The sequence below is a fragment of the Paenibacillus sp. cl123 genome, assembly GCF_900101595.1.
Classification (GTDB): Bacteria; Bacillota; Bacilli; order Paenibacillales; family NBRC-103111; genus Paenibacillus_G.
Window position 1 is genome coordinate 53,762 of sequence record NZ_FMYY01000030.1, and the last position, 20,443, is coordinate 74,204.

The 20,443-nt window shown below is 57.5% G+C and carries 11 protein-coding genes; 6 read left to right on the top strand and 5 right to left on the bottom strand.

What is annotated here, in order from left to right:
• Positions 1–133 precede the first annotated feature (133 nt).
• Positions 134–3,718: an outer membrane protein assembly factor BamB family protein gene (locus BLR08_RS27915; RefSeq protein WP_072337809.1), complete on the top strand. Its 3,585-nt coding sequence runs from the start codon at positions 134–136 to the stop codon at positions 3,716–3,718.
• Between the two features lie 197 nt (positions 3,719–3,915).
• On the opposite strand, the gene BLR08_RS27920 is transcribed toward BLR08_RS27915, so the two are convergent.
• The gene (locus BLR08_RS27920) at positions 3,916–4,989 is read right to left on the bottom strand and encodes an NAD(P)H-dependent flavin oxidoreductase (RefSeq protein WP_072337810.1); all 1,074 of its coding nucleotides are present in this window, start codon (positions 4,987–4,989) and stop codon (positions 3,916–3,918) included.
• A gap of 238 nt (positions 4,990–5,227) precedes the next feature.
• Here BLR08_RS27920 and BLR08_RS27925 point away from each other — a divergent pair, with 238 nt between their 5' ends.
• Positions 5,228–6,109 (top strand): AraC family transcriptional regulator, encoded by an 882-nt coding sequence (locus BLR08_RS27925; protein WP_072337811.1) that lies wholly within the window; start codon positions 5,228–5,230, stop codon positions 6,107–6,109.
• 97 nt (positions 6,110–6,206) lie between these two features.
• Positions 6,207–7,460 carry an FAD-dependent oxidoreductase gene (locus BLR08_RS27930; protein ID WP_072337812.1) on the top strand — a complete coding sequence of 418 codons (1,254 nt, stop codon included), beginning with the start codon at positions 6,207–6,209 and terminating at the stop codon, positions 7,458–7,460.
• Between the two features lie 9 nt (positions 7,461–7,469).
• On the opposite strand, the gene BLR08_RS27935 is transcribed toward BLR08_RS27930, so the two are convergent.
• Together BLR08_RS27935 and BLR08_RS27940 are read right to left on the bottom strand one after the other, a co-directional pair.
• Complete coding sequence (locus tag BLR08_RS27935) at positions 7,470–7,838, bottom strand: VOC family protein (RefSeq protein WP_072337813.1); 369 nt, start codon at positions 7,836–7,838, stop codon at positions 7,470–7,472.
• Between the two features lie 156 nt (positions 7,839–7,994).
• Entirely contained in the window at positions 7,995–15,719 is a 7,725-nt protein-coding gene (locus BLR08_RS27940; protein ID WP_072337814.1) for an S-layer homology domain-containing protein, read from the bottom strand.
• Positions 15,720–15,917: 198 nt separating this feature from the next.
• Here BLR08_RS27940 and BLR08_RS27945 point away from each other — a divergent pair, with 198 nt between their 5' ends.
• On the top strand, positions 15,918–16,205 hold the full coding sequence (locus BLR08_RS27945; protein WP_256257820.1) for a glycerol-3-phosphate responsive antiterminator: 288 nt from the start codon (positions 15,918–15,920) through the stop codon (positions 16,203–16,205).
• Between the two features lie 485 nt (positions 16,206–16,690).
• Here the strand turns inward: BLR08_RS27945 and BLR08_RS27950 are convergent, their stop codons facing one another.
• Positions 16,691–17,158: a MarR family winged helix-turn-helix transcriptional regulator gene (locus tag BLR08_RS27950; protein ID WP_072337815.1), complete on the bottom strand. Its 468-nt coding sequence runs from the start codon at positions 17,156–17,158 to the stop codon at positions 16,691–16,693.
• Positions 17,159–17,262: 104 nt separating this feature from the next.
• Positions 17,263–17,700 carry an ester cyclase gene (locus BLR08_RS27955; RefSeq protein WP_072337816.1) on the bottom strand — a complete coding sequence of 146 codons (438 nt, stop codon included), beginning with the start codon at positions 17,698–17,700 and terminating at the stop codon, positions 17,263–17,265.
• A 246-nt stretch (positions 17,701–17,946) separates the two neighbouring features.
• Between BLR08_RS27955 and BLR08_RS27960 the strand changes: the two genes are divergently transcribed.
• Together BLR08_RS27960 and BLR08_RS27965 are read left to right on the top strand one after the other, a co-directional pair.
• Positions 17,947–18,771 (top strand): MBL fold metallo-hydrolase, encoded by an 825-nt coding sequence (locus tag BLR08_RS27960; RefSeq protein ID WP_072337817.1) that lies wholly within the window; start codon positions 17,947–17,949, stop codon positions 18,769–18,771.
• Positions 18,768–19,988: an MFS transporter gene (locus BLR08_RS27965; protein ID WP_072337818.1), complete on the top strand. Its 1,221-nt coding sequence runs from the start codon at positions 18,768–18,770 to the stop codon at positions 19,986–19,988. The genes BLR08_RS27960 and BLR08_RS27965 overlap by 4 nt, the downstream gene beginning before the upstream one ends.
• Positions 19,989–20,443: the final 455 nt, after the last annotated feature.

Below are 20,443 nucleotides of genomic sequence, written 5' to 3' on the forward strand. Positions count from 1 at the left end.
GGAGAACAAGAGGCCGGAGAGCCGATGGGGAGTGGAAACAGCGAGTGGAAACCCCGATCGGCCGCAGGCTCGCGTTGTTCACCGGACATTTGAAGGAGGCAGGCCATCAAATTTTTCCTTGGGAGGGGAGAACATGAGGGCGATTAATCAATTGAAACGATGGGCTATGGTCGGACTTGCGGCCGCCCTGCTGCTGCAAACGTCCGGGGAATTATGGCCGCGGGAGGCGCAGGCGAGCGGGCTGCCTGCGTACACGCAGGCGCTTCGTTCGTTTGTGCCCGGCGCGATCTCGCTGACGGCGGGTACTTTGGCATCCGGCACGGCTGCGCAGCTGGCCCAGAACGACCAGCAGTACATGCAGTTCGCGTCAGCCTTGTCGGGCAGCGAGCATAAGGTGGCGTTTACGGCCGATCTTGCGCTGGCTTCGCCGGGGGCGGCGACCCAAAGTCTGCGGCTGGAGCTGAACGGCAAAGCTTCGGCAACCGGCGGGACGGCGGCACTGGAGCTGTGGAATAACGCCACATCCGCCTGGGAGGCCGTATCGACGGCCGCCATCGGAACGGGCGATACGCCGATCCGGTATGCCACCTCGGCTGCGGCGGCAATCGCCGGCTACGTGTCGGGGACAAATGTGCTGAAGGCGCGGGTTACCATCAGCCGCAGCGCCGCGTTTACCGGGTATTGGGATTACTTCAATGCGGTGACGGAGACAGCCGCTCCGTCCGGCTGGTATGCGGCCTCCTATCCGGCGGCAGCCGCCGCGCTCGAGAACGGCACGGTGTCCGCCAACACGGCGGCGAAGCTGGCCGACCGCGACAAGTCGTATTTCAGCGTCCAGTCCGACGGAGCGAACAAGGTTGCCTGGGCGTCGACCGTGACGCTTGCAGAGCCGGCCTCCAGCGTGAAAACGCTGGTCGTGCGCTATGCCGGCAAATACTCGGCAGCGGCCAACACGACCTGGATCTCGCTGTGGAACTATACGACCGGCAACTGGGACACCGTCTACGACGCCGATTCCACGACCGCCTACGGGATGGTGGAATGGTCGACCTCCGATCCGGCCTTGATCGGCAAATTTGTCTCCGCGCACAACGACGTGCAGTTGCGGCTGTATAATTCCGGCAGCGGCAGCTTCGTCCGCGACGCGGACGCGCTTGACGTAACGGCGTATTATGCGGCGTCCGGGACGACGACGAAAACATTCGCGCCCGATACGGTGACGGCGGAATTCGGCACGATTACGAGCGGTAACGCCGCCAGCCTGGAACAGATCGACGCCAATCCGCTCGTCATGGCCGCAAGTGTCGACAAAAAGCTGGCCTGGAACGCCGAGGCGACGCTGACGGGCGTCGATCCGCTGAAGGTAAGGACGCTGTCCGTCTTTACGAAGGCCGGTACAAGCTCGTCTGTCGCCAACAATCTGTTCCTGAGCTTCTGGAACTACAAGGACAGCAGCTGGGATGTGGTCCGCACTCAGACGCCGGAAGCCGATCCGGATACGTTTCTTGTTACTATTCGCGATTCGGACCTGATCGAGCGCTATATTTCATCGGCCGGCCAAGTGAAGGCCAGACTGTATAACTCCTCCGCCACCACGAATCCCGCCTTCACCCGCTCGACCGATGTCCTCTCCTTCATCGTGGAAACCGGGGACGTCTCGACGTTCGAATTCGCTCAGCTGAGCGATGTCCACGAGCCGATCGGCCACAACAATTTTCTCGCCATCATCAATGAATTGAATACGACGATCAAGCCGGCCTTCACGGTGGTGACAGGGGATATCTCCGACCACGGCACGGAAGCCCAATATGCGCAATATGCGGCGGATTCGGCCCTGCTCGACAGCACGCTGTATACGACGCCCGGCAACCATGACGTGCGCTGGTGGAACTCCAACGGCAAAAACGATTTCGCCGACCGTATCGGACAGCTGTACTCCTCGTTCAATTACGGCGGCGTGCATTTTGTGCTGCTCGACTCGACCGTCACGCTGGAGCTGGATGCAAAGTTTTCGAGAAAGATGCTTGACTGGCTTGAGACGGATCTGCAGGCGCTTCCGGCGGGGATGCCGATCGTCTTCTTCGCCCATCATCCGTTTGAAATTCAGAACAACGTGACGGGCAAATCCGAGCTGCTCGATCTGGTGGAGGACTACAACGTAGTCGCCTACCTGAGCGGCCATCTGCACCGGTGGGGCAATCAGATCGAAAACGGCGTGCCGTGGGTATATATCGGGCAGATCAAGGACTACCAGGAATATACGACGGTCAAAATTTCCCCGAACAAGCTGACGATCACCCGCCGCAACGCTGCGAACGGCTCATCCAGCCAGTACCTGACCGCTCCGATGAACAATGTCCGGAAGCAGGCCGTTACGATTACAAGCGCCACCGCAGCGGCAAACGGCAATGTGACGGTCAGCGTTTCGATTCCCGACGCGCCGGACGGCGTCACCTCGGTGCAGGCGAACGTCGACAACTACGGCTCGTGGACGACGCTGACGAAAGGAAGCGGCAATGTGTGGACGGGCACGGTGAACATCTCGGGCATGTCGCCGGCGCTGCCGTTCGGCTCGCATTTTGTGGCCGTGAAGATGACGGACGGGAAGGGCGGCGTCTGGAAGAAGTACAAGGAATATCTGTGGACCGGGACAGGCGGCAATGTCGTTCCCAAGTGGACGTTCCAGACCGGCGGGCTGATCCAGGCTCCGCCGACTTATGCGAACGGCAAGGTGTACGTCGGCTCGGAGGACGGCAAGCTGTACGCGATCGACGATGCAACCGGCACGCAAAGCTGGGCGTATACGACGGGAGGCTCGATCTTGTCCTCGCCGGCCTTCGCCGATCTGGCTGCGCCTGATGACGACGTAGTGCTGGTCGGCTCAGGCGACAACAAGCTGCATGCGGTGTACGCCTCGACCGGCACGGTCAAGTGGACGTACGAGACGGGCGGGAATGTGATGTCCAACCCGGTCGTCGACAGCGGAGTAGTATACTTCGGCTCGGGCGACAAATATATTTATGCCGTCAACTTGTCCGACGGCTCCCTGAAATGGCGCTATTTGACGGAGGGCCTGATGCGGCAGCGGCCGACGATCCAGGGCGGCAAGCTGTACGCCAATGTGCGCGACACGTACGTCTGGTATGCCCTTAATGTCAGCGACGGCTCTTTGTACTGGAGAGGCAATGCGGCGACCGACGAGTCGTTGTTCGTCGTCGGGGACGTCGAGCCGATCTATGCCGGAGGTCAGCTGTGGACGATCAATCCGATGCCGACGGATATCAGTACGCTGAATCCGGCGACCGGCGCGGTGACGTGGACCGATTCGATCGGCAACGACTTCTCGGCGCGAGGCGGAGCGACGGACGGCACGCTGGTCTTTTACCCCGCGCACGGCGGCCGGCAGCTGTACGCGTTCAACGCGACGACGCGCAGCCTTGCCTGGACGAAGGATCTGCGCGCAGGCGGTACGGACTCCGACCTGCAGGAGTACCAGATCGACAGCGGCCTCGTGTACGACGGAGGCATCCTTTACCATGTCGCGGAACGGGGCCGCATCACCGGCTATGATCCGGCGAATGGCAGCTTGAAGTTCAAGTACGACGCCGTCGGCTTCCCTGAGCGCGTGCTCTGGTCGACGCCGGAGGTGCATAACAAGACGATCTATGCCGGGGGCATCGACGGCAAGGTGTATGCCGTCACGTATACCGGCAGCTAAACCTGATCGGACGCAACGCCCCGCGGACCCTCCGCCGAGTGAGTCGGAGTCGGAGTCGGAGTCGGAGTGCGGGGGGCTCCCCATGGCGGAAACAAGCCCCTGCTGGACATGTGCCAGTAGGGGCTTGCTGCTGCTATGATGCGGCTCGGGGCGATCTCGATGCGGCAGACTGTCATGGGAGCCAGCGCGGTTCGCAGCTACATAGACGGCATGCGGGCCATCAGCGCGGCCGCTTGCTCCATAGTCTGCCGGACGATGTCGTCCGCTGTTCGACCGGTTGCCAGCCGGAGACCTTGTCCCGCCCACAGCGACATATATTCGGGGTCGCCCGCTTTGGCGGCCGCCTGGCGAATATCTCTGGTCAAGGCATTCTGTATCGGATACGGAGGAATCGTTCCGGAATAGTCGCGCATATCCTTCATAAAATCCGTGATGATCCCCCGCGCGGCCTTGCCCGAGTAGACGGTTGTAATCTCGGTGTCGTCCTCGCGAGCGGACAATATGCGCTGCTTGTAGACGGGATGGGCGCCGCTTTCCGGGCAGGCCAGGAAGGCGGTCCCCATTTGGACGGCGGATGCCCCGAGCGCCAGACTTGCCGCAAGTCCGCGCCCGTCCATGATGCCTCCGGCGGCTATAATAGGCAAGGACACCTGGTCCGCTATCTGCGGGACAAGAGCCATCGTACCGATCAAGGGCTCCGCGCCGTCGTTCAGAAAGGAGCCTCGATGGCCGCCGGCCTCGCTCCCTTGGGCGACGATCACATCGACTTCGGCCGCCTCCAGCTGAAGCGCTTCTTGGACGGTTGTCGCCGTACCGATCACGACGGTACCTTGCCGCTTCAAGGCTTGAATGACGTCCTGTGACGGAATCCCGAACGTAAAGCTGCATACCGGGACCTGCTCGTCCAGTACCGCTTGAACCTGCTCTTCGAACGATTCCGCATAGCTCGAAGGAGCGGGAGCCGAAGCAATCCCAAATTGGACCCGATAAGCTTGAAGTCGGTCCTTCATCTGCCGGATTTCTTCCGCGGATTCGGCGAACGGCTCGGGCACAAACAAGTTGACGCCAAAGGGACGGTCTGTCCGCAGCCTGACATCGCGGATCGCCTGGCTGAGCTGCTGGGGCGATAAATAGCCGGCGCCCAGATTGCCCAGACCGCCGGCGTTCGAGACAGCGGCCGCGAGCTCGGGACCGGCAGGGCCTCCGGCCATGGGCGCTTGCAGGATCGGGCAGCGGATCAGCAGTTTTTGTATGAACGAAGTATTCAGCATGTGTAGAGGCCTCCATCATATGAATATGGACTCGGGAGATCAGCTGCGTATTCTCCTATTCGTAGTATACCTTATTCCCTCCGTGCTCTGAACAGCGGTTGGTCCGCGAGCGACGAATGGTCAGGCTTTTGTTGGGCAAGGAGACGAAGGGACAGGCTGCGGGAGGCATACCGCTTTCGTTTGATTTCGGTTTATAATGGGGACATATCGACCACTTTTTCCGAAGGAGCAACTTTCCATGCCTGCCGACTTCCGCCTCGAGCATGAGCTAAGACCGTTCATTCGTTACGCGGACATTTTGGACTACAAATCGTGGAAGACGCCTCGCCGGATCATCAGCGATTATTTGCTGCTGTATGTGCGGGAGGGGAAGATCAAGCTGAGCTTCGACACGATGACTTATAGCCTTCAACCCGATATGTTCGTCTTCATCCAGCCCGGCATCCCGCATCATATCGAATCGGAGTCCTCCGTCAGTGTGATGGCGCTGCATATCGAGCTTTTTCCAACGCCGGGCGATGCTTTTACGCCCCTGCTCATCACGATTGAGGGAGACCTCTCGAAGTATGCGGGCCGGCTGCAGCCTCCCTTTTCCTCCTTTACCGGCGTGGAGGTGCCTGTCCTGTACATGCCATCGAAGCCGGAGCGGATGCGGGACACGCTGCAGCGTCTGATCGAGCTTTGGAGCCGCAAAACCGCATTGGATGTGCTTCAGGCCCACATGCATGCGGCGGAGCTGCTGATGGAAATCATAACGGATTCCTCTCCGCCCGGTACGGATGACCCGAAAAGCTTGACGGATCTGAGCTGGGTGCCGGCTTACATGCAGTACAGGCTGGCTGAATCGATCACTGTAGAGGAAATGGCCCGTAAAGCGTACATGTCCCGCTCTTATTTTTCTGCGCTGTTTCGCACGCAATTCGGCGTGGCGCCGCACCAGTATTTGCTTCGGCTGCGGCTGGAGTCCGCTTTGGATTTACTGCGAGGCACAGCCATGCCGCTTCAAGAGATTGCGGACAGCTGCGGTTTTTCCAGCGTGCACCATTTCTCCAAGATGTTCAAGCAGCGTTACGGCGACCCGCCCAGCCGGGCAAGAGTCCGGAAGGAAAAGACGTTTTGATACAAACGGAATGCATTTTGACATGGTTTCTCCTAGCGCCGCCCTCTATATTAAAGAGAGGAATCCACCTTGAACTTATATAAAGGAGCGGGTAGCGATGAGCGAGCATACGACTTACGAACTAAGGAAGCAAGTCCAGCCTTTTGCCTCGGCGGACGTGATTGTAATAGGCGGAGGTCCTGCGGGCACAGCGGCCGCGATCAGCGCCGCGAGACGGGGGAAGCAAGTCATCGTTTTGGAGAAATCCGCGCAGCTGGGCGGGATGGGGACGCTTGGCAATGTCAGTATATTTATGCCGATCGGCAACGTTACGGGCATCTATCGGGAGCTGATCGCCGAAGTGCTGAGGGAGTATTTGCCGGAGCAGCACGATCAGTCGATCGCTCCGCAGTATTCTCCGTTTATCCTGCGCCATTATTTGAACGAGAAGATGAAGAAGGAAGGCGTCCAGGTCATCTATCATGCGGAATTCGTCGGCGCCATCCGGGAAGGAAGCCGGCTGAAAGCGGTGATTGCGTCCACCAGACAAGGTCTGGTCGCTTTCGAAGGCCGGCAATTCATCGATTGTACGGGAGACGCCCGAGTCGCGATCGATGCCGGCGTCCCCTATACATCCGGCCGGGATGAAGACGGGCTGACGCAGCCTATGACGCTTATGTTTATGATGCAAAACACCGGGAAGCCGGTGACGCCGATTTTGCCGGAGGGCTGTTATTACTACGAGAGCAAGGAAGATCTGCCGCAAGGCCGTCACTTGTTCTGGGAGCGCAATCAGGAGGGGACGCTGCTGGTAAATATGACGCGGGTGAAGGGGAACGGGGCCAAAATTGACGACGTTAATTATGCCGAGACGGAGTCGCTGCGGCAAGTGTTTTCGGTCGTTAATTATTTACAGCGCAACGGCTTCGAGACGTATGTGCTGTCGCATGTTGCGAACCAGATCGGCGTCCGGGAGACGAATCAGATTCGCGGCCTTTATACGTTGACGGAGCAGGATGTAGTCGGAGGCCGGCGGTTCGAGGATGTCGTGGCCCAGACGAATTACGAGATCGACATTCACAGCCCGGACGGCAAAAAGACGACCGACGAGCGCAAAGTGAGCGGGTATGATATTCCGTATCGCTGCATGGTATCCGGAGAGCTGGACAATCTGCTCGTAGCCGGCCGCTCCATCTCGGCTACGCATGTGGCGATGTCCTCGATGCGCGTGCAGCCGACCTGCTATGCGCTCGGCCAAGCGGCCGGCATAGCCGCCGCTCTGGCTATAGACGAAGCATGCGACGTCAGAGGCGTCCCGGTGCAAGCTTTGCATGAAGGGCTGCGCGAGCAAAATGTCGTGTTCGTCAAATAAACGAATCTATTAATTGTCCACAACCATGATTCGGTTTCCATCCAAATCATCAAAAACAAAAAAAGAGATATCCCCAAAGGAGACTATGTCTCTTGCATGGCCTCCTGCATGGATCACCAAGGCACGCGCATCATCTAGATTGTTAGCCTTAAATGAAAATAAGGGGTGTTTACAGGGCTCGAAGCCTTCCTCCAGGTTACTGTCGAGTACAATATTGGGAGAATTCATGTCCATATTATAGAGGCTTCCATACGGTTCAGGCTTTAAGTCTAATCCCAATATATCGCTGTAGAACTTGACTGCTCTTCCCATATTTTTTACAGGTACAAATACGAATTGAATGTTTTTTTCGAGTATTGACTTAGTTTCCTGGCTCATCGGGCAGCCTCCCATATTTTCATAATAATTCCTGTATTATTTTACCATGTTTATGCTGTTTGTGTCCTATTTCCGTTATGTTTTCACATCGCCAAATGTCAAAATAAAACCCAGTCAAACACGGTATGGACCGCGTATGACTGGGTTTTGCTATGGCTATGATGCGTCGATATCGACCGCCGTATTCCACCGCTCCAGCAGCCGCACGAGGATGACGGCCGTCTGCGCCCGGGTCGTCGTGTCCTTCGGAGCGAGCATGTTGTCCGTCACGCCGTTCAGAATGCCTTCCCGCACCATCAGGCTCATCGCTTCGGCGCTCCAGACGGATACGGCAGCGGCATCGTCGAACTTTTGCAGCAGCTCAGCAGGTGAGGCCGATGCTTTCTCCCTCAGTACACGCTGCAGGATAACGGCCAGCTCCTCTCGGGAGATCGGCGCCTCCGGCCGGAATTCCCCGTCCGCGCCTTGCACAAGCCCACGGGCAGCGGCCTCTTGCACCGCTTGGGCATACCAGGCGGAGGCCGGAACGTCCCGGAACGTAATAGCTTCGCCGGTCGGCGCCGGCAAACGTCCTTCTTGCTCCAGCAAGTCGGTCACCAGCTTGGCGACCTGCGCCCTGGTTACCGGCGCATCCGGCAAGTAGCGTTCCTCATCAACACCATCGGTCAGATGACGGCTGATCAAGACACCGACCTCGCTCTCGCTCCAATGGCCGGTTACATCGGAGAACGGCTTGTCGTAAGCCATCACGGCGTAGGTTCCCCAGCCGCTAAGCTTCACCTGAAGCAGGTTCTGCCCCTTGTTGGCGAAGCCGCCGACATACGTCCAGCCTTCCGGGGCCGTCCGGTCAAGTCGATACACCGCAAGCTTGCGGGGGTCTTGGCCGTGCGCCGCCGGCAGCTTCCATACAAGCTGTATCGGCTGGGACAATTGCGCTTCCGATGATATCGTCACATAGCTGGAGTATGCCAGGTGCGATACCGGAACCGTAACGGGCGGCGTCTGCGTCCGGGTTACCTTTACTTCGCTGCCCGCCGCGAGCGCGCCGGCTGGAAGCCGGAAGGAAAGCATGCCGTCAAAGGCTGCGAACCGCTTGGTATCCCCGGCGATTTTGAATACTGCTTCATCCTTGGAGGCTGGCACCTGCGGCTGTTCAGGGGTTCCGCCGCCACTGCCACCGCCTGAGCCGCCGTCTCCGGAGCCACCGCCAGACGGGTTACCCGGTCCCCCGCCCGGGCCGCCGATTGCCACGGTCGTCTTCACGGCGGTTGAGCGCTTGCCGGCCAAATCCACCGCCTCCAGCTGCGCTTCATAGCTGCCTGGCGAGCTTATATGTTCGAAGCGGTGCCGCTGTACGCCCTTGGCAATCTCGACCGGGGCGTCAGCTGCGGACTGACCCGGCTTCTTCAACACGACTCGGATGCCTCTCAGGTCGGCGTCAGCGGGGTCCTTCCAGGTCAGCGTCAGCCCGCCGTTCTCCGCTTGGAGCCTAACATCCGTGACCTGCCCGGGATTCGCATTTTCTGCCGGAGGAGTTACCGCCTGGGTATTGCCCCCGCTCCGCACTCCCTCTGAGGCTCTTCCGTCCAGGTCAACCGTTTGGATGCTCACTTCGTAAGACGTTCCATGCGCAAGTCCTGTGGCCGTGCTGAAGCCGATTCCTTTAGCCACCGTTTCTTCATGCAGCGTTTCGGCTCCGCCGCTCGCCTTCCAGATCACTTTGAATTGGTCGTAACGCTTATCGGTCAGCTCTTCCCAGCGTACGGTAAGAGCATTCGTTCCGGCAATCACATGTACACTGTCAGCCTTGACCGCTTCTTCAACGGGGGAGACAGCAGCTGTAAACGACTGGTCATAGCTGCCGGTCATCGGCACCTCCGCGTAGCTTTGAACCATGGCGTCGATGTACAGCTGATAAGTTTGCCCATCCTTCAGCGGCACGGCCGGCACGATGCGGAACTGTTTAGCCAGCGGCTGGCCGCTCGGGCTGTTTTCAGGCTGAACCGCCTCTACAGTCAGCGGAATTTCGGCTGCCGCGGCCGAGTCCGTCAGCCGGATCACGTCCGGCGTGACCGTAGCCGGCACCATATACTTGCTGAAGAAAACCCGCACTCCTTCGCCTGCCGGTTCAGGCAGGACGGCTGTTACGGCCGGGGCGGCTTTGGAAACTAATCCGACATTGACATCGAAGTGAGGAGGCAGCACTTCAAGCACAGCGCTTCGTGCCGGCTCGTAGCCTTCCTTTTCAAACAGCACCTGCCATTTGCCTTCGGGAACATCCCAGGCATACCGTCCCTCGGCGTTCGTCAGGAGCGGATTGCGCTGGCCGTAGATTGTCGCATCCCATGTTTTCCATCGCTGATCAGCCGGGTCGAGGTATATCGCTGTTGTCGTGACGCCAGCCAATCGGTTCGATTCCACCGCTTCAAAGGCGTATCCGCTCGGATCGTAGATCCAATACGGATCAGCGATGTCCTTGTCGTCGTCATCCGGCTTCCGGGGATCCTTCGGTTTGCGAGGGTCCTTTTCTTCCTCCTCGTCTTCGCAGTCGTCCCCGTTCTGCTGAGCGGAGAACTGCTGCTGCAAGGCGGACAGGTCGTCGGTCCAAGCGCTGTTCAGCGCATAATTGATGGCCAGGGAGGCCGCGACGATGCCAAGCCCTGCAGGTATGCCGACGCCGATTGCCGCGAGGTTCATGGCTGTAATCTGCATGGCGTATTTGGCCAGCAGGTTTGCAAAAAGCCGTTCGGACAAGCTTTCCAGCTCTTTGTAATAATGCTGCACCGAGCTTGGCGACATGCAGCCGCTGTCGTTCACTTGATCCATCAAGTCGTTCAGCTGATTCATTTTTTGCTGATAATCATATCCCGCATAGATAGCCGAAGCGAGTCCAAGCGCGCTTGGGGAGCCGGGCGTTTTCATCTCATAACGAATGTTTGAGCCGATTTCGATATAAGGGTTGATTCCAAGGCCGGCAACATCGCCGTTCAAGCTTTGAATAAATGTCTTAGCTTGACTCGCCGGCACGACGACACTCGTCTGTATCGTCTTCGTTTGCAGGCTGTAAGAAAACTTGGGATCGTAGATGGGCTGGCCGCTTTGCTGCACCGGCTTGCCGGGCTGATAATTATCCGGCAAAGTCCGGTAAAAAAAGCGCGTCTCCATTTTTTCATCCGGCGAGTTTTTGCTCGTTAAGACAACCTTATTCAAATAGACGCGGTCTGCCGGCTCCGCTTCCGCAGCTTCGAGCGCCGTCTGCTCCGGAGGCAGCACTTCACTCTGCAAATCGCGGATGGCCGGAGGCATGGACTTCCGGATCTCGTCTTCATTTACCACCGCTGTAAACGGCTCCGGCACCACCTCATAGTTCAAGGAAACAGGTCCCAAATTTTGCTGCGGCGTTGATTTGATGCCTTCGAACCGCTCGGTAAGACGGTTGTAGGTCAAGGGTATCTTTTCTCCCGCCAGTCCGATGGTCACATTCTGTACCCGGTCCGGATGACGGAATAAGAGCGAGAACGAAATGGGCTTCTGCGGGTTTACGGATAAAGGAAAGCGAAGCACGCCTTCCGATAGCTTCGAATCCAGCCGGTATCCGTTGGTGAACATCGTCAGGTCCATCGCTACAGGCTCATTATCGTCCACCACTTCCGTGAACAACTGTTTGGAGCGCCACTCTTTCGAATCCTTGACAGCCACAGCCGATACGGCGTGGAGCCGCCCTTCCGCCCGGTCAGGGAGCAAGGTCACCGTCTGATTCCAGTAGCCGCCCTGCGAAGCGGTGGTCACGCCTGCAAGATGCGGACCGTCAAAGATCTGTACCTGGCTGCCCGGGACCGCGCGGCCGCTAACCGTAATGACGGATTCGCCCGATTCGGTCGATTTTTTGAACTTGGAAGGCGCGTTGATGCTGACCTGCGTTGTCGGGATCAGCGTGCTCGCAATCTGCTCCTGGGTCGCTTCGCCCGACTCGGGTTTCACGAACGACATGCTTAGCTCTGCCGGCAGCAAATCCGCTTCCACTTGGTCCACCTGCAACTGATAGGTCATCGTTCCGCTTTCTTGTGCATTCAAATCCTTCATAAGAGAAACCTTGACCAGAGCGGCCGATACCGCGGTTATTTGCGCTTCGGGCACCGGAATTCCGCCCAGCATCACGCTGCCTTGGACGAGCGTGGTTCCTTGCGGAATGCGAATCAGCAGCGCGGGAGAGAGCAGGTTTACCTGCGAGCCGTTCCGGTAGCTGCCCCGCATTGTAACGCGGCTGCCCTCTGCAACCGGACTGTCCATGGCCTCAAGCAGGTTTGCCGCCGCATCCCGGAAATAGATGTCCCCTTCCGGCTTCAACTCAATGTCGCCAAGCTCGATCAGCTCTCCCTTCAGAGCCGTAAAGCTTTTGACCCCTTTGCGAGCCTGACCGGAGCCGTTTTGCGCCAGGAAAGTAGCCTGATAGCTGCCATCCTTCGGCAAGCTGATATGAAAGCTGCCTTCTTGAAGCGTGTAGGAAGCCGAGGTTCGCGAAGCAGGGTCCGAAAATCCCGCATATATCGTCCATACACCCGGATCGGCAATATGCAGCCTGCCTTTCAACGCGACCTGTTCTTCAAGATTTAATGTCGCCGTTGCTTGCATCTGGGCATCGATCGTAACGGTTCTGCACGTACTGCCCATCTGTCCTAGCGAATCTTTCACACAGACTTCGTAGTTCTCGCCTTCCAGCGCTTTCGTGGTCAAACCGTTTTCAAACGCCGTGAATGCCTGAGAGCTGCCGGTGCTAGTCTTGACGCTGGGCCTAAGGACACGCATCGTCGGAATATCCAGGGTGCGCTCTATGGAGCTGCCGCCGACTTGCTTGGTGTACAGCTTCAAATGAATAGTCGCCGTCGCTTCTTTGTGCAGGGTGAGATCGTGCCGGAGTGCTTTGCCCGCCTCAACTTTTGCGGCCGCCGGTTTTCTCGTACGGATCTTATCCTCGCCGCTGGCTTCGCGAATAGCTTCGATAAGAATATCGCCTGCCGGCACTTGCATGGTATACGTGCCAGCGTCATCTGTGACGGCAGTGAGCAGCCGGCCATCCTGACGGATCGACACGTTCACGCCGCCCAGCGGCTCGCCATTAAGGTTCTTCGCTTGCCCGAGCACCGTGCCGTATTGGATATCCGCCGAGAGAGGAAGCTGCATCTCCCTGCTGTCTAAGGTAAGCGCCGATGTCCCCAGCGGCGTGTATGGGCGCGGCACATCCGCCTGGATGATTACTTTATCTCCGACAAAGCCGGCTGCGAGACGGACTTCTCCTTTGCCATCCGTGGCTCCGACCGCAAGTACAGCCGACCGATCCTCGTTATACACGGTGACCGGTACACGCTCAAGCTTCTGCCCGTTCTCAGCTGCGGTCATGCTGATCACGACGGTCGATGGAATTAACGCTCTGACGGAATCGGACGCTGTCCGTCCTTTGCTGATTGCGACAGGGAAATGTTCGGCCAGCATAGTGCCGTCTGCGGTAAGCAGCGTAAGCCTATAATCGTCGGCATCCGTAAGTGCCATAGCAAAAGGAGCATTGTCCCTGTAGGAAGCCTGAGCGCCTGTTTTTTTGGATGCGCTCCATGCAACAAGCCGGCTTCCGGCAATCGCGGCTTTTACTTCTTCGTTGACAGTTTGGTCAGGGTTCAACAGGTTGGAAATATCGACCTGCAGGGCGCCCGACACGGTAGCCGGAAGTCCGCTCCCCGGTAACGAAACCATCGTTCCTGCGCCGTCGGCCACTTGACCGATGATCGACTGGATGGAGGTCATGCCTTCCGACACCGCAAACTCACCCGTATATTGGCCGGGAACGGCTGTGCTTTCGACGAGCTCCAATGTCGACGACTTCTCTGTATCCCCTTGCCGGTAGACAAGGACGGCAGCCGCCTTTCGCTGGGCCGTTCCATTCACGGTTATCCGGATGCTTCCGCCGAGCTTGACTTGGGCGCGGCCTGCCATGTCGGCATTCCACGTCACGCTCTGAATCGGCTTACCCCCCGGAGGCGCAGCGTCGCACTTGTTCGGGCAGACGATAAAGGTGCTGAGCAGATCATCCCCATTTTCGTCATAACCGCTCGTATACATCGCTGAGTAGCCTACCTTATCGCCATTTTTGCTGATGGACGCGCTCCAGGCATCTACCGCGGGATTGCTGATAAGCTTCGGCTGTAAATCAGCACTCGTCATATCGATAATGTTCAGATGCTGCCGTTGGAATCCCCACGGACTCTGGGGTTCGTAGGAGGAGACGATAACGTATCGCCCGTTGCCGCTGATTTTCGGCTGACTGTAGTCCATCACTCCCGGCGTATCCTCCGCTATCCTCCGGCTCTTCGTTTCCCCGACAGCTTCGCTGTCATACAAATAAATACCGTCGTCCTTATCATAAACGATATAACGTCCATCATGGCTGATACTCTTATCGAAGCCGCCTTCCCCGATCAGGGTGACTGTGCCCGGCTTTGCGATTTCGTGCAGGTACATCTTCCGGTTGGAGCATTCGCCGCACCCGGAATTAAACAGGATGAACCTGCCGTCGCCGGACACGACCGGATGCTCGATCGGGCCTTCATACACCTCATCCGGCAGCGGTATACGGGTGACTTGGTTGCTGCTGCGCTGATACATGTAAATATCGGTCGTGCTGTCCGCCGGTTCGCCTTCCGTCCAATTCGATGCTTCCGATGCGAATACAATCCGCTCGCCATCGGCGCTTATCGACGGTATGCCTATGAACTGATTGGGCGGCTGCCCGTCAGCCGTCGGTATTTTTTGCGCCTCGGACGCACCTGCCCTATGGAATAAGATCTCCGAGTTGCCGTTCACCATGGCCCAAAAAGCAGCCGCTGTTCCGTTCTCGTTGATAACCGGGGAACCCATCTCTTCCACACCGGCCGGGAACGGTATCAGGCTCAATTCCCCGGTCTTCAAATCCCGGGTATACAGAGCGCCGGCTTGGTTGTTGCCCGCCCCGGGAATCAGGTTCGTCGCCTTGGAGCTGAACAACGCCTTTGTTCCATCTCCGCTGACGGCAATTTCGGTCGAATGCCCGTTGCCTGCAAGCCCTTCAGGGTTGCTGTTTACATGAAGCAGCGAATGATGCGCCGTTCCCGCCATAATTTCTAATGGATTGGAAATATTGCCTGCGGCATCCTGTGCGGATACGCGGTAGACCAACGCGCTAAGTTCAGGGATATGATTTTCGGTAAACTCCGTATCCGTCACGTCGCCGAGCAGCTTGCCGTCCCGTTCCACCTTGTATTTCACCGTATCGATTGCGCTGTCTCCCGGAGTCCAGCTAAGTTTGACCTGCTCTGTGCCGATCGTTAACCATTCGCCGAAGACCGGCTCCGGGGGAGCCGTCGTGTCTAGCCTGACCTGTACGGCTGCGGACTCGCCGCTGATTTGTCCGTTAAGCGCGGCAACTGCTGTTAGGCGGTAAACGCCATCCGCGGACAGTGTAACTTCCACGCGAAAGCTGCCATCCTCGGCCAAATCTTTCCCTTCTTCGGTTGGCGTTCGGCCATCCCTGGAAGCAAAAACAGTCACTTCCGAGCCCGCTTCCGCCGTGCCGGTTATCTCCAGCTTTTCCTGGTTGATAATCTCCGGCACAGGCGCGATAACCGGCGCAGGGAGCGCCGCCGTCATCCGCGGATAAACCGCTTGCGTTACCGCTGCGCCCGGCATGATATCCAAGCCTGGAATTCCGCCGATATCAAGCCAATCTACGGCGGGCGTCCTATCTTCCGCATAAACGGCAGGCGATAGGCTGCCCATCGCCAAAGCGACGGCAATCAGACTGCTCGCCGCCTTTCGATACCAGCGTTTCATTCGTCCGATCCTCATCTGAAGCATCTCCTCCAACCTCCTATTTCGAACTTCCACCGATACGTTACGTATCTGACAACATCCTAACTTTATTCCGGGCATCTACCGTGCAAGACACCATTCAGTATATCAAGTCGGGAATCCCAGAGGATCGGGAAAGTTATCCCGAACGATTGGGAAAAAATTTAGGTACATATTACTATACATAATGTAGCGTTACAGAGCCTGAAGGCCGTTTCAGCGGCAGCCCGCCAGGCCGGAGCTTGCTCGATTCAGCGCATATTCGCCTTCGATACGGCGGCGATCGACACGGACGTCAAAATTATCGGACAAGTAAAGCCCGATGAGGTGGAAACGATGCCAGAATTGATGCCCCGGGTGAGTCGGGAATTGAAGGGAAGAGTCGCGCGGCCCTTGATTATCGAGGGACTGATTCGCACCGGGGAAGAAATACGGACGGCGCTCGCGAGCGGCGCGGATTATGTATCGATAGGAGACCAGCGTTTCTGGTAGCATCCAATTTCATATTGCGGACAGGTGGAGACGATGAGAAAACCCAAAAGCATACACGGCTGGCCAGCTTGCTAATTGTACGGGGTACACGATTTTGACTGGCTTCTTGCGTCTTTTTTTGTTGGGTTCACCAACCTACGAATGGAAAAATGGAAGGGAGCTGCGCTTCACCATGATAGCAATGAGGATGAAGATGAGCAAATGGGCGACGGGGGGCGATGGCGGATTCGCAATATTGAATGAAGCAAAATACAGCTGCCGTCACCGGGAAAGGGGCGTCCATGCGGACACCGGCTTTTCCTCGTCGTAAAGCCGGCCGCATGCGGCTTGAAGCATGCAAGGATATTTCCATTGCCCTGCCGGCCGTCGTTGCATCCACCATGGTACATTTGTCCCGCCCGGCAAGCGTGTCAGCGCTCGTGGAGAAGAAGAAGCCGTCATTGCCGGTTTCTCTTGAGCCCCGCTGCTCTCCCGATCCCCGCCTATCACCACACCGGCCGGAATGGAGACAGTTTGGATTCCGGGAATGTACCGGCCAAAGTGCGCATAGATAAACGAAGCTTCTCCATCTCTTCACCGGGAAGAGCCTCATGCCAGCGCGCCTCAATCGATGTGAAAATGGTTTCTGTCGCGCGAATGCACTGCCAGCCCCGATCGGTTAAAACGACCAGTTTTCCCCTGCGGTCAGTGGGATGAGGGGCTCTGGCGACATACCCGTTGGCCTCGAGCTGATCGATGATCACGCTCGCCGCCTGCTTGGTAATGCCCAGATGCTCCGCTATTTCATTGCCGGTTGCTCCGCCCCAAGACAGCTTCTGAAATATAAATCCGTGAGACGGCCTGACATTGTCAAACCCTAACTTCGCGAGTTCCGTATGCAGTTCATCGACTGCCAGCCGGAATACGGCCGCAAACAGCATGGTTAGTTCATACCCGGCTCCTTCTTTGGCCATCCGTTATTCCTCCTTGGCTCTCCTCCTGACGGTTATCCTTATTAGTTTAACATGGTTTTTATAAATAACTAAGGCCGCCTTTTCTGGCAGCCTGAAGGTAATCGTTATGGTCTAGGAATCTGGCAGGCCGGCTGCTCGTGAAGCTCAGCCCCGATCTGGCGCAGCAGCGAAGCCGTATCGAACAGAGCCCAGTGCTCGGCAATTTTGCCATGGGCCAGCCGGTACTCTCGGTAGAGGTTGACATCCACCGATTGATGCGTAGCTTCAGTCCCTCGGAAGTTGCCGGTATGCGTCCCGCGCAGCTTTAATCTCACGACGACGCGGTCTCCTTGAGAGACGATGCTTTCCTCCGAGGAAACTTGATCCGGAAATGCCGTGTGCAGGACGCGGGCCATATTGGTAAGCCCGGCCATGTCGTTCGGGACATAGGCATGATCGACATAATCTTCCGCCAGAAACTGATTGAGGCAGCTCGAGTCGGCTTCATTCCAGAACTTTTGGATAAAATCCCGGACGATGGTCACATTGGGTTCATTTTGCATAGTATAACCTCCTTGTAATTGGTCAATTTAATTGACTTGTTTTTATTGTAGAGCAAAACGAAGATATAGTCAATTGGTTTGACTACTTATCCATTGTAAATTTAAGAGGCCGGTTTTCTTCACAAAGCTGCCGGGTCTAAAAATGCTTCTATACAGAGGTACCGTCTTTGAGGTAAATTGACGATAAGAGAAGGGCGGTCAAATGGCAGGCCCGCCAAGGGCTAATGAAGAAAGCGAGGGATTGGCATGAAGATTCATTTTCTGGGGACAGCAGCGGCAGAAGGGTTTCCGAACCCGTTCTGCCGCTGCCGCGCCTGTCTGGAGGCCAGGCAGCTGGGCGGCAAAAACATCCGGACGAGAAGCTCCGTCATTATCGACGACGAGATCAAGGTCGATCACAGCGGCGACGCTAACATGCAGGCGATACGAGATGGGATCGACCTCGGCGCGATCCGGCATGTGCTCTTCACACATACGCATTACGATCACTTCGTGCCGCTGGAGCTGTACAGCCGGATCGAAGGCTACGCGCATGGGCTTGCTTATCCGCTGCATATATACGGCAACGATTCGGCGATTTATCAGAGCCGTCTGGGCTTGGCTCCGGACGGGGGCGACGGGTATGCCTTTCATGTGCTGCGTCCGTTCCGGGAGATCGTCCTGGAAGGCGGCACGCGCGTGACGCCGCTTCCTGCGGATCACGACCGTATGGAAAATTGTCTGCTTTTTTACATAGAGAAAGAGGGAAAAAAGTTATTCTACGGCAACGATACAGGCTGGTTTCCGGACGAAACATGGGCCTGGCTGCAGGGTAAACAAATCGATCTCGCGATATTGGACTGTACCTGCGGTTATACGGGGAACAAACAGAATCCGAATCATATGGGCATCGAGACGGTGCTGGAGGTGCAGCGCGTGTGGCGGGAGCAAGGCATTATCCATGCCGGCTCGCAGCTGTTCGTTACCCATTTCACCCATAATTGCGGTCTTCTTCACGATGAGCTGGAGCGGATATTTGCGCCTGCGGGCATTTATGTCGCGTACGACGGGTTGATCGTGGAACTGCCGTGAGTACCGGCGGAAAGACGGAGGGAGAAAGGACGATCACGCTTGTTGGCGTCGTCACCGCGCTCGCTTTGTTCGGCGACTCCATGCTGTATGTCGTGCTGCCTGTTTATTGGAAAGAGGCGGGACTGGATGCCTTATGGCAGGTCGGCGTGCTTCTGGCTGCCAACCGATTCGTGCGGCTGCCGCTGAATCCGCTGGTCAGTTGGCTGTACCGGCGCATGTCGCTGCGAACGGGACTGATTATTGCAGCCGCATTGGGGGCGGCGACGACTGCCGGCTACGGGATCTGGAAAGGCTTCGCCGCCTGGCTGATCCTCCGGGCCGTCTGGGGAATCGCCTGGTCGTTCATGCGGATGGGCGGTTACTTGGCGGTCATCGCCTGCTCGGATGATTCGAACCGCGGCAGGCTCATGGGCAGGTACAACGGCGTGTGGCGGCTCGGGACCTTGGTCGGCGTTTTGTTCGGCGGCCTGCTCGTGCCCAAGCTCGGCCTTCAGCCGGTTGCGCTGCAGTTTGGCGCTTGGGCGCTGCTCGGCATTCCGCTCGTCCTTTGGGCCCTCCGGGGGAAAAGCGCTTCCGCACGTGAGCAACCGGCCCGCGCAGCAAGCCTCAAAGGGACGATGTGGACGCTCCCGGTGCGTAAGATCGTAGTGAGCGGCCTGGCGATTGCGGTGCTCCAAGCCGTCTTCGGCGCCACGTTAAGCTACATGATCGACACTCACTATGCCGGGCGTGAGCTCCTCTTCCAAGTGGTCATCAGCAGCACGGTGCTGGGCGGGGCGCTAACGGCTCTTCGGTGCGCCTGGGAGCCGTTTCTCGCCGGCTGGTCCGGCCGGCTAAGCGACGGCCCCCAAGGCAGGCTGCCCCTGTATATGCTCTCGCTGGCCGGGTCGGCCGCAGGGTATGCGTTCCTGCCGTGGGAGCTTCCGCTCGGGGTATGGCTTGCGATCGTCATCTTCGTCATGGCGACCAGCACCCTGCTAGGCACGATTATGGATGCGATGGCAGCCGACGCCGCCCGGGCGACTGCCGTCGTACCGGTCATCACGGCTTATACGGTAGCAACCGATCTGGGCGCGGCCGTCGGGCCGACGCTTGTTTACGGTATCGCCGGCGAGCCTTTCGGTCTTGTGTTCGCGTATGTTGGCTGCGCGGCCGTTTTCGCTGCGGTGGCGATGTGGTACCGGCCGGAATATCGGGAGAGGAGAGCAGCCGGCTAACGGAAACCCGAATCCGGATAGTTCCAATGGCGATATTACGCAGATTTTTGTTCGAAAAATCGTGCAAGTTATTATCTATCCGTAAGAAAAGGCACGCATTTATACGAAAACAAACATGTCTTTCAAGGCACAACTCCAGCATGAAAATGAGCAGCGTGCGTTTATCGCAGGTTATGCCATCCCATACTTTTAATACCATGGTGAACACTACGCTACGGTTAATGGTGGTTTACCCCTGTGCGAAAACTGTAAGGATCGAACTCTGTGTACAACTCCTTGCTAGCTCCGAATGCCCGTTTGGAGAACTGCGAACAGAAAAATGGTTAAGCTCGAGTTCATCCTCACCATGGAATTTAGGTTGGAGATGGTGACATGGAAGTATTGTATTCGCGGTGCGCCGGAATGGACGTCCATCAAGAGACCATTGTGGTATGCGTCCTCACATCCGGTGAAGA

What these genes read in the sequence shown, in the direction of transcription:
- BLR08_RS27915 (WP_072337809.1), top strand. Translation starts at nt 134, where the DNA reads ATGAGGGCGATTAATCAATTGAAACGATGGGCTATGGTCGGACTTGCG.
- BLR08_RS27920 (WP_072337810.1), bottom strand. Translation starts at nt 4,989, where the DNA reads ATGCTGAATACTTCGTTCATACAAAAACTGCTGATCCGCTGCCCGATC.
- BLR08_RS27925 (WP_072337811.1), top strand. Translation starts at nt 5,228, where the DNA reads ATGCCTGCCGACTTCCGCCTCGAGCATGAGCTAAGACCGTTCATTCGT.
- BLR08_RS27930 (WP_072337812.1), top strand. Translation starts at nt 6,207, where the DNA reads ATGAGCGAGCATACGACTTACGAACTAAGGAAGCAAGTCCAGCCTTTT.
- BLR08_RS27935 (WP_072337813.1), bottom strand. Translation starts at nt 7,838, where the DNA reads ATGAGCCAGGAAACTAAGTCAATACTCGAAAAAAACATTCAATTCGTA.
- BLR08_RS27940 (WP_072337814.1), bottom strand. Translation starts at nt 15,719, where the DNA reads ATGCTTCAGATGAGGATCGGACGAATGAAACGCTGGTATCGAAAGGCG.
- BLR08_RS27950 (WP_072337815.1), bottom strand. Translation starts at nt 17,158, where the DNA reads ATGGCCAAAGAAGGAGCCGGGTATGAACTAACCATGCTGTTTGCGGCC.
- BLR08_RS27955 (WP_072337816.1), bottom strand. Translation starts at nt 17,700, where the DNA reads ATGCAAAATGAACCCAATGTGACCATCGTCCGGGATTTTATCCAAAAG.
- BLR08_RS27960 (WP_072337817.1), top strand. Translation starts at nt 17,947, where the DNA reads ATGAAGATTCATTTTCTGGGGACAGCAGCGGCAGAAGGGTTTCCGAAC.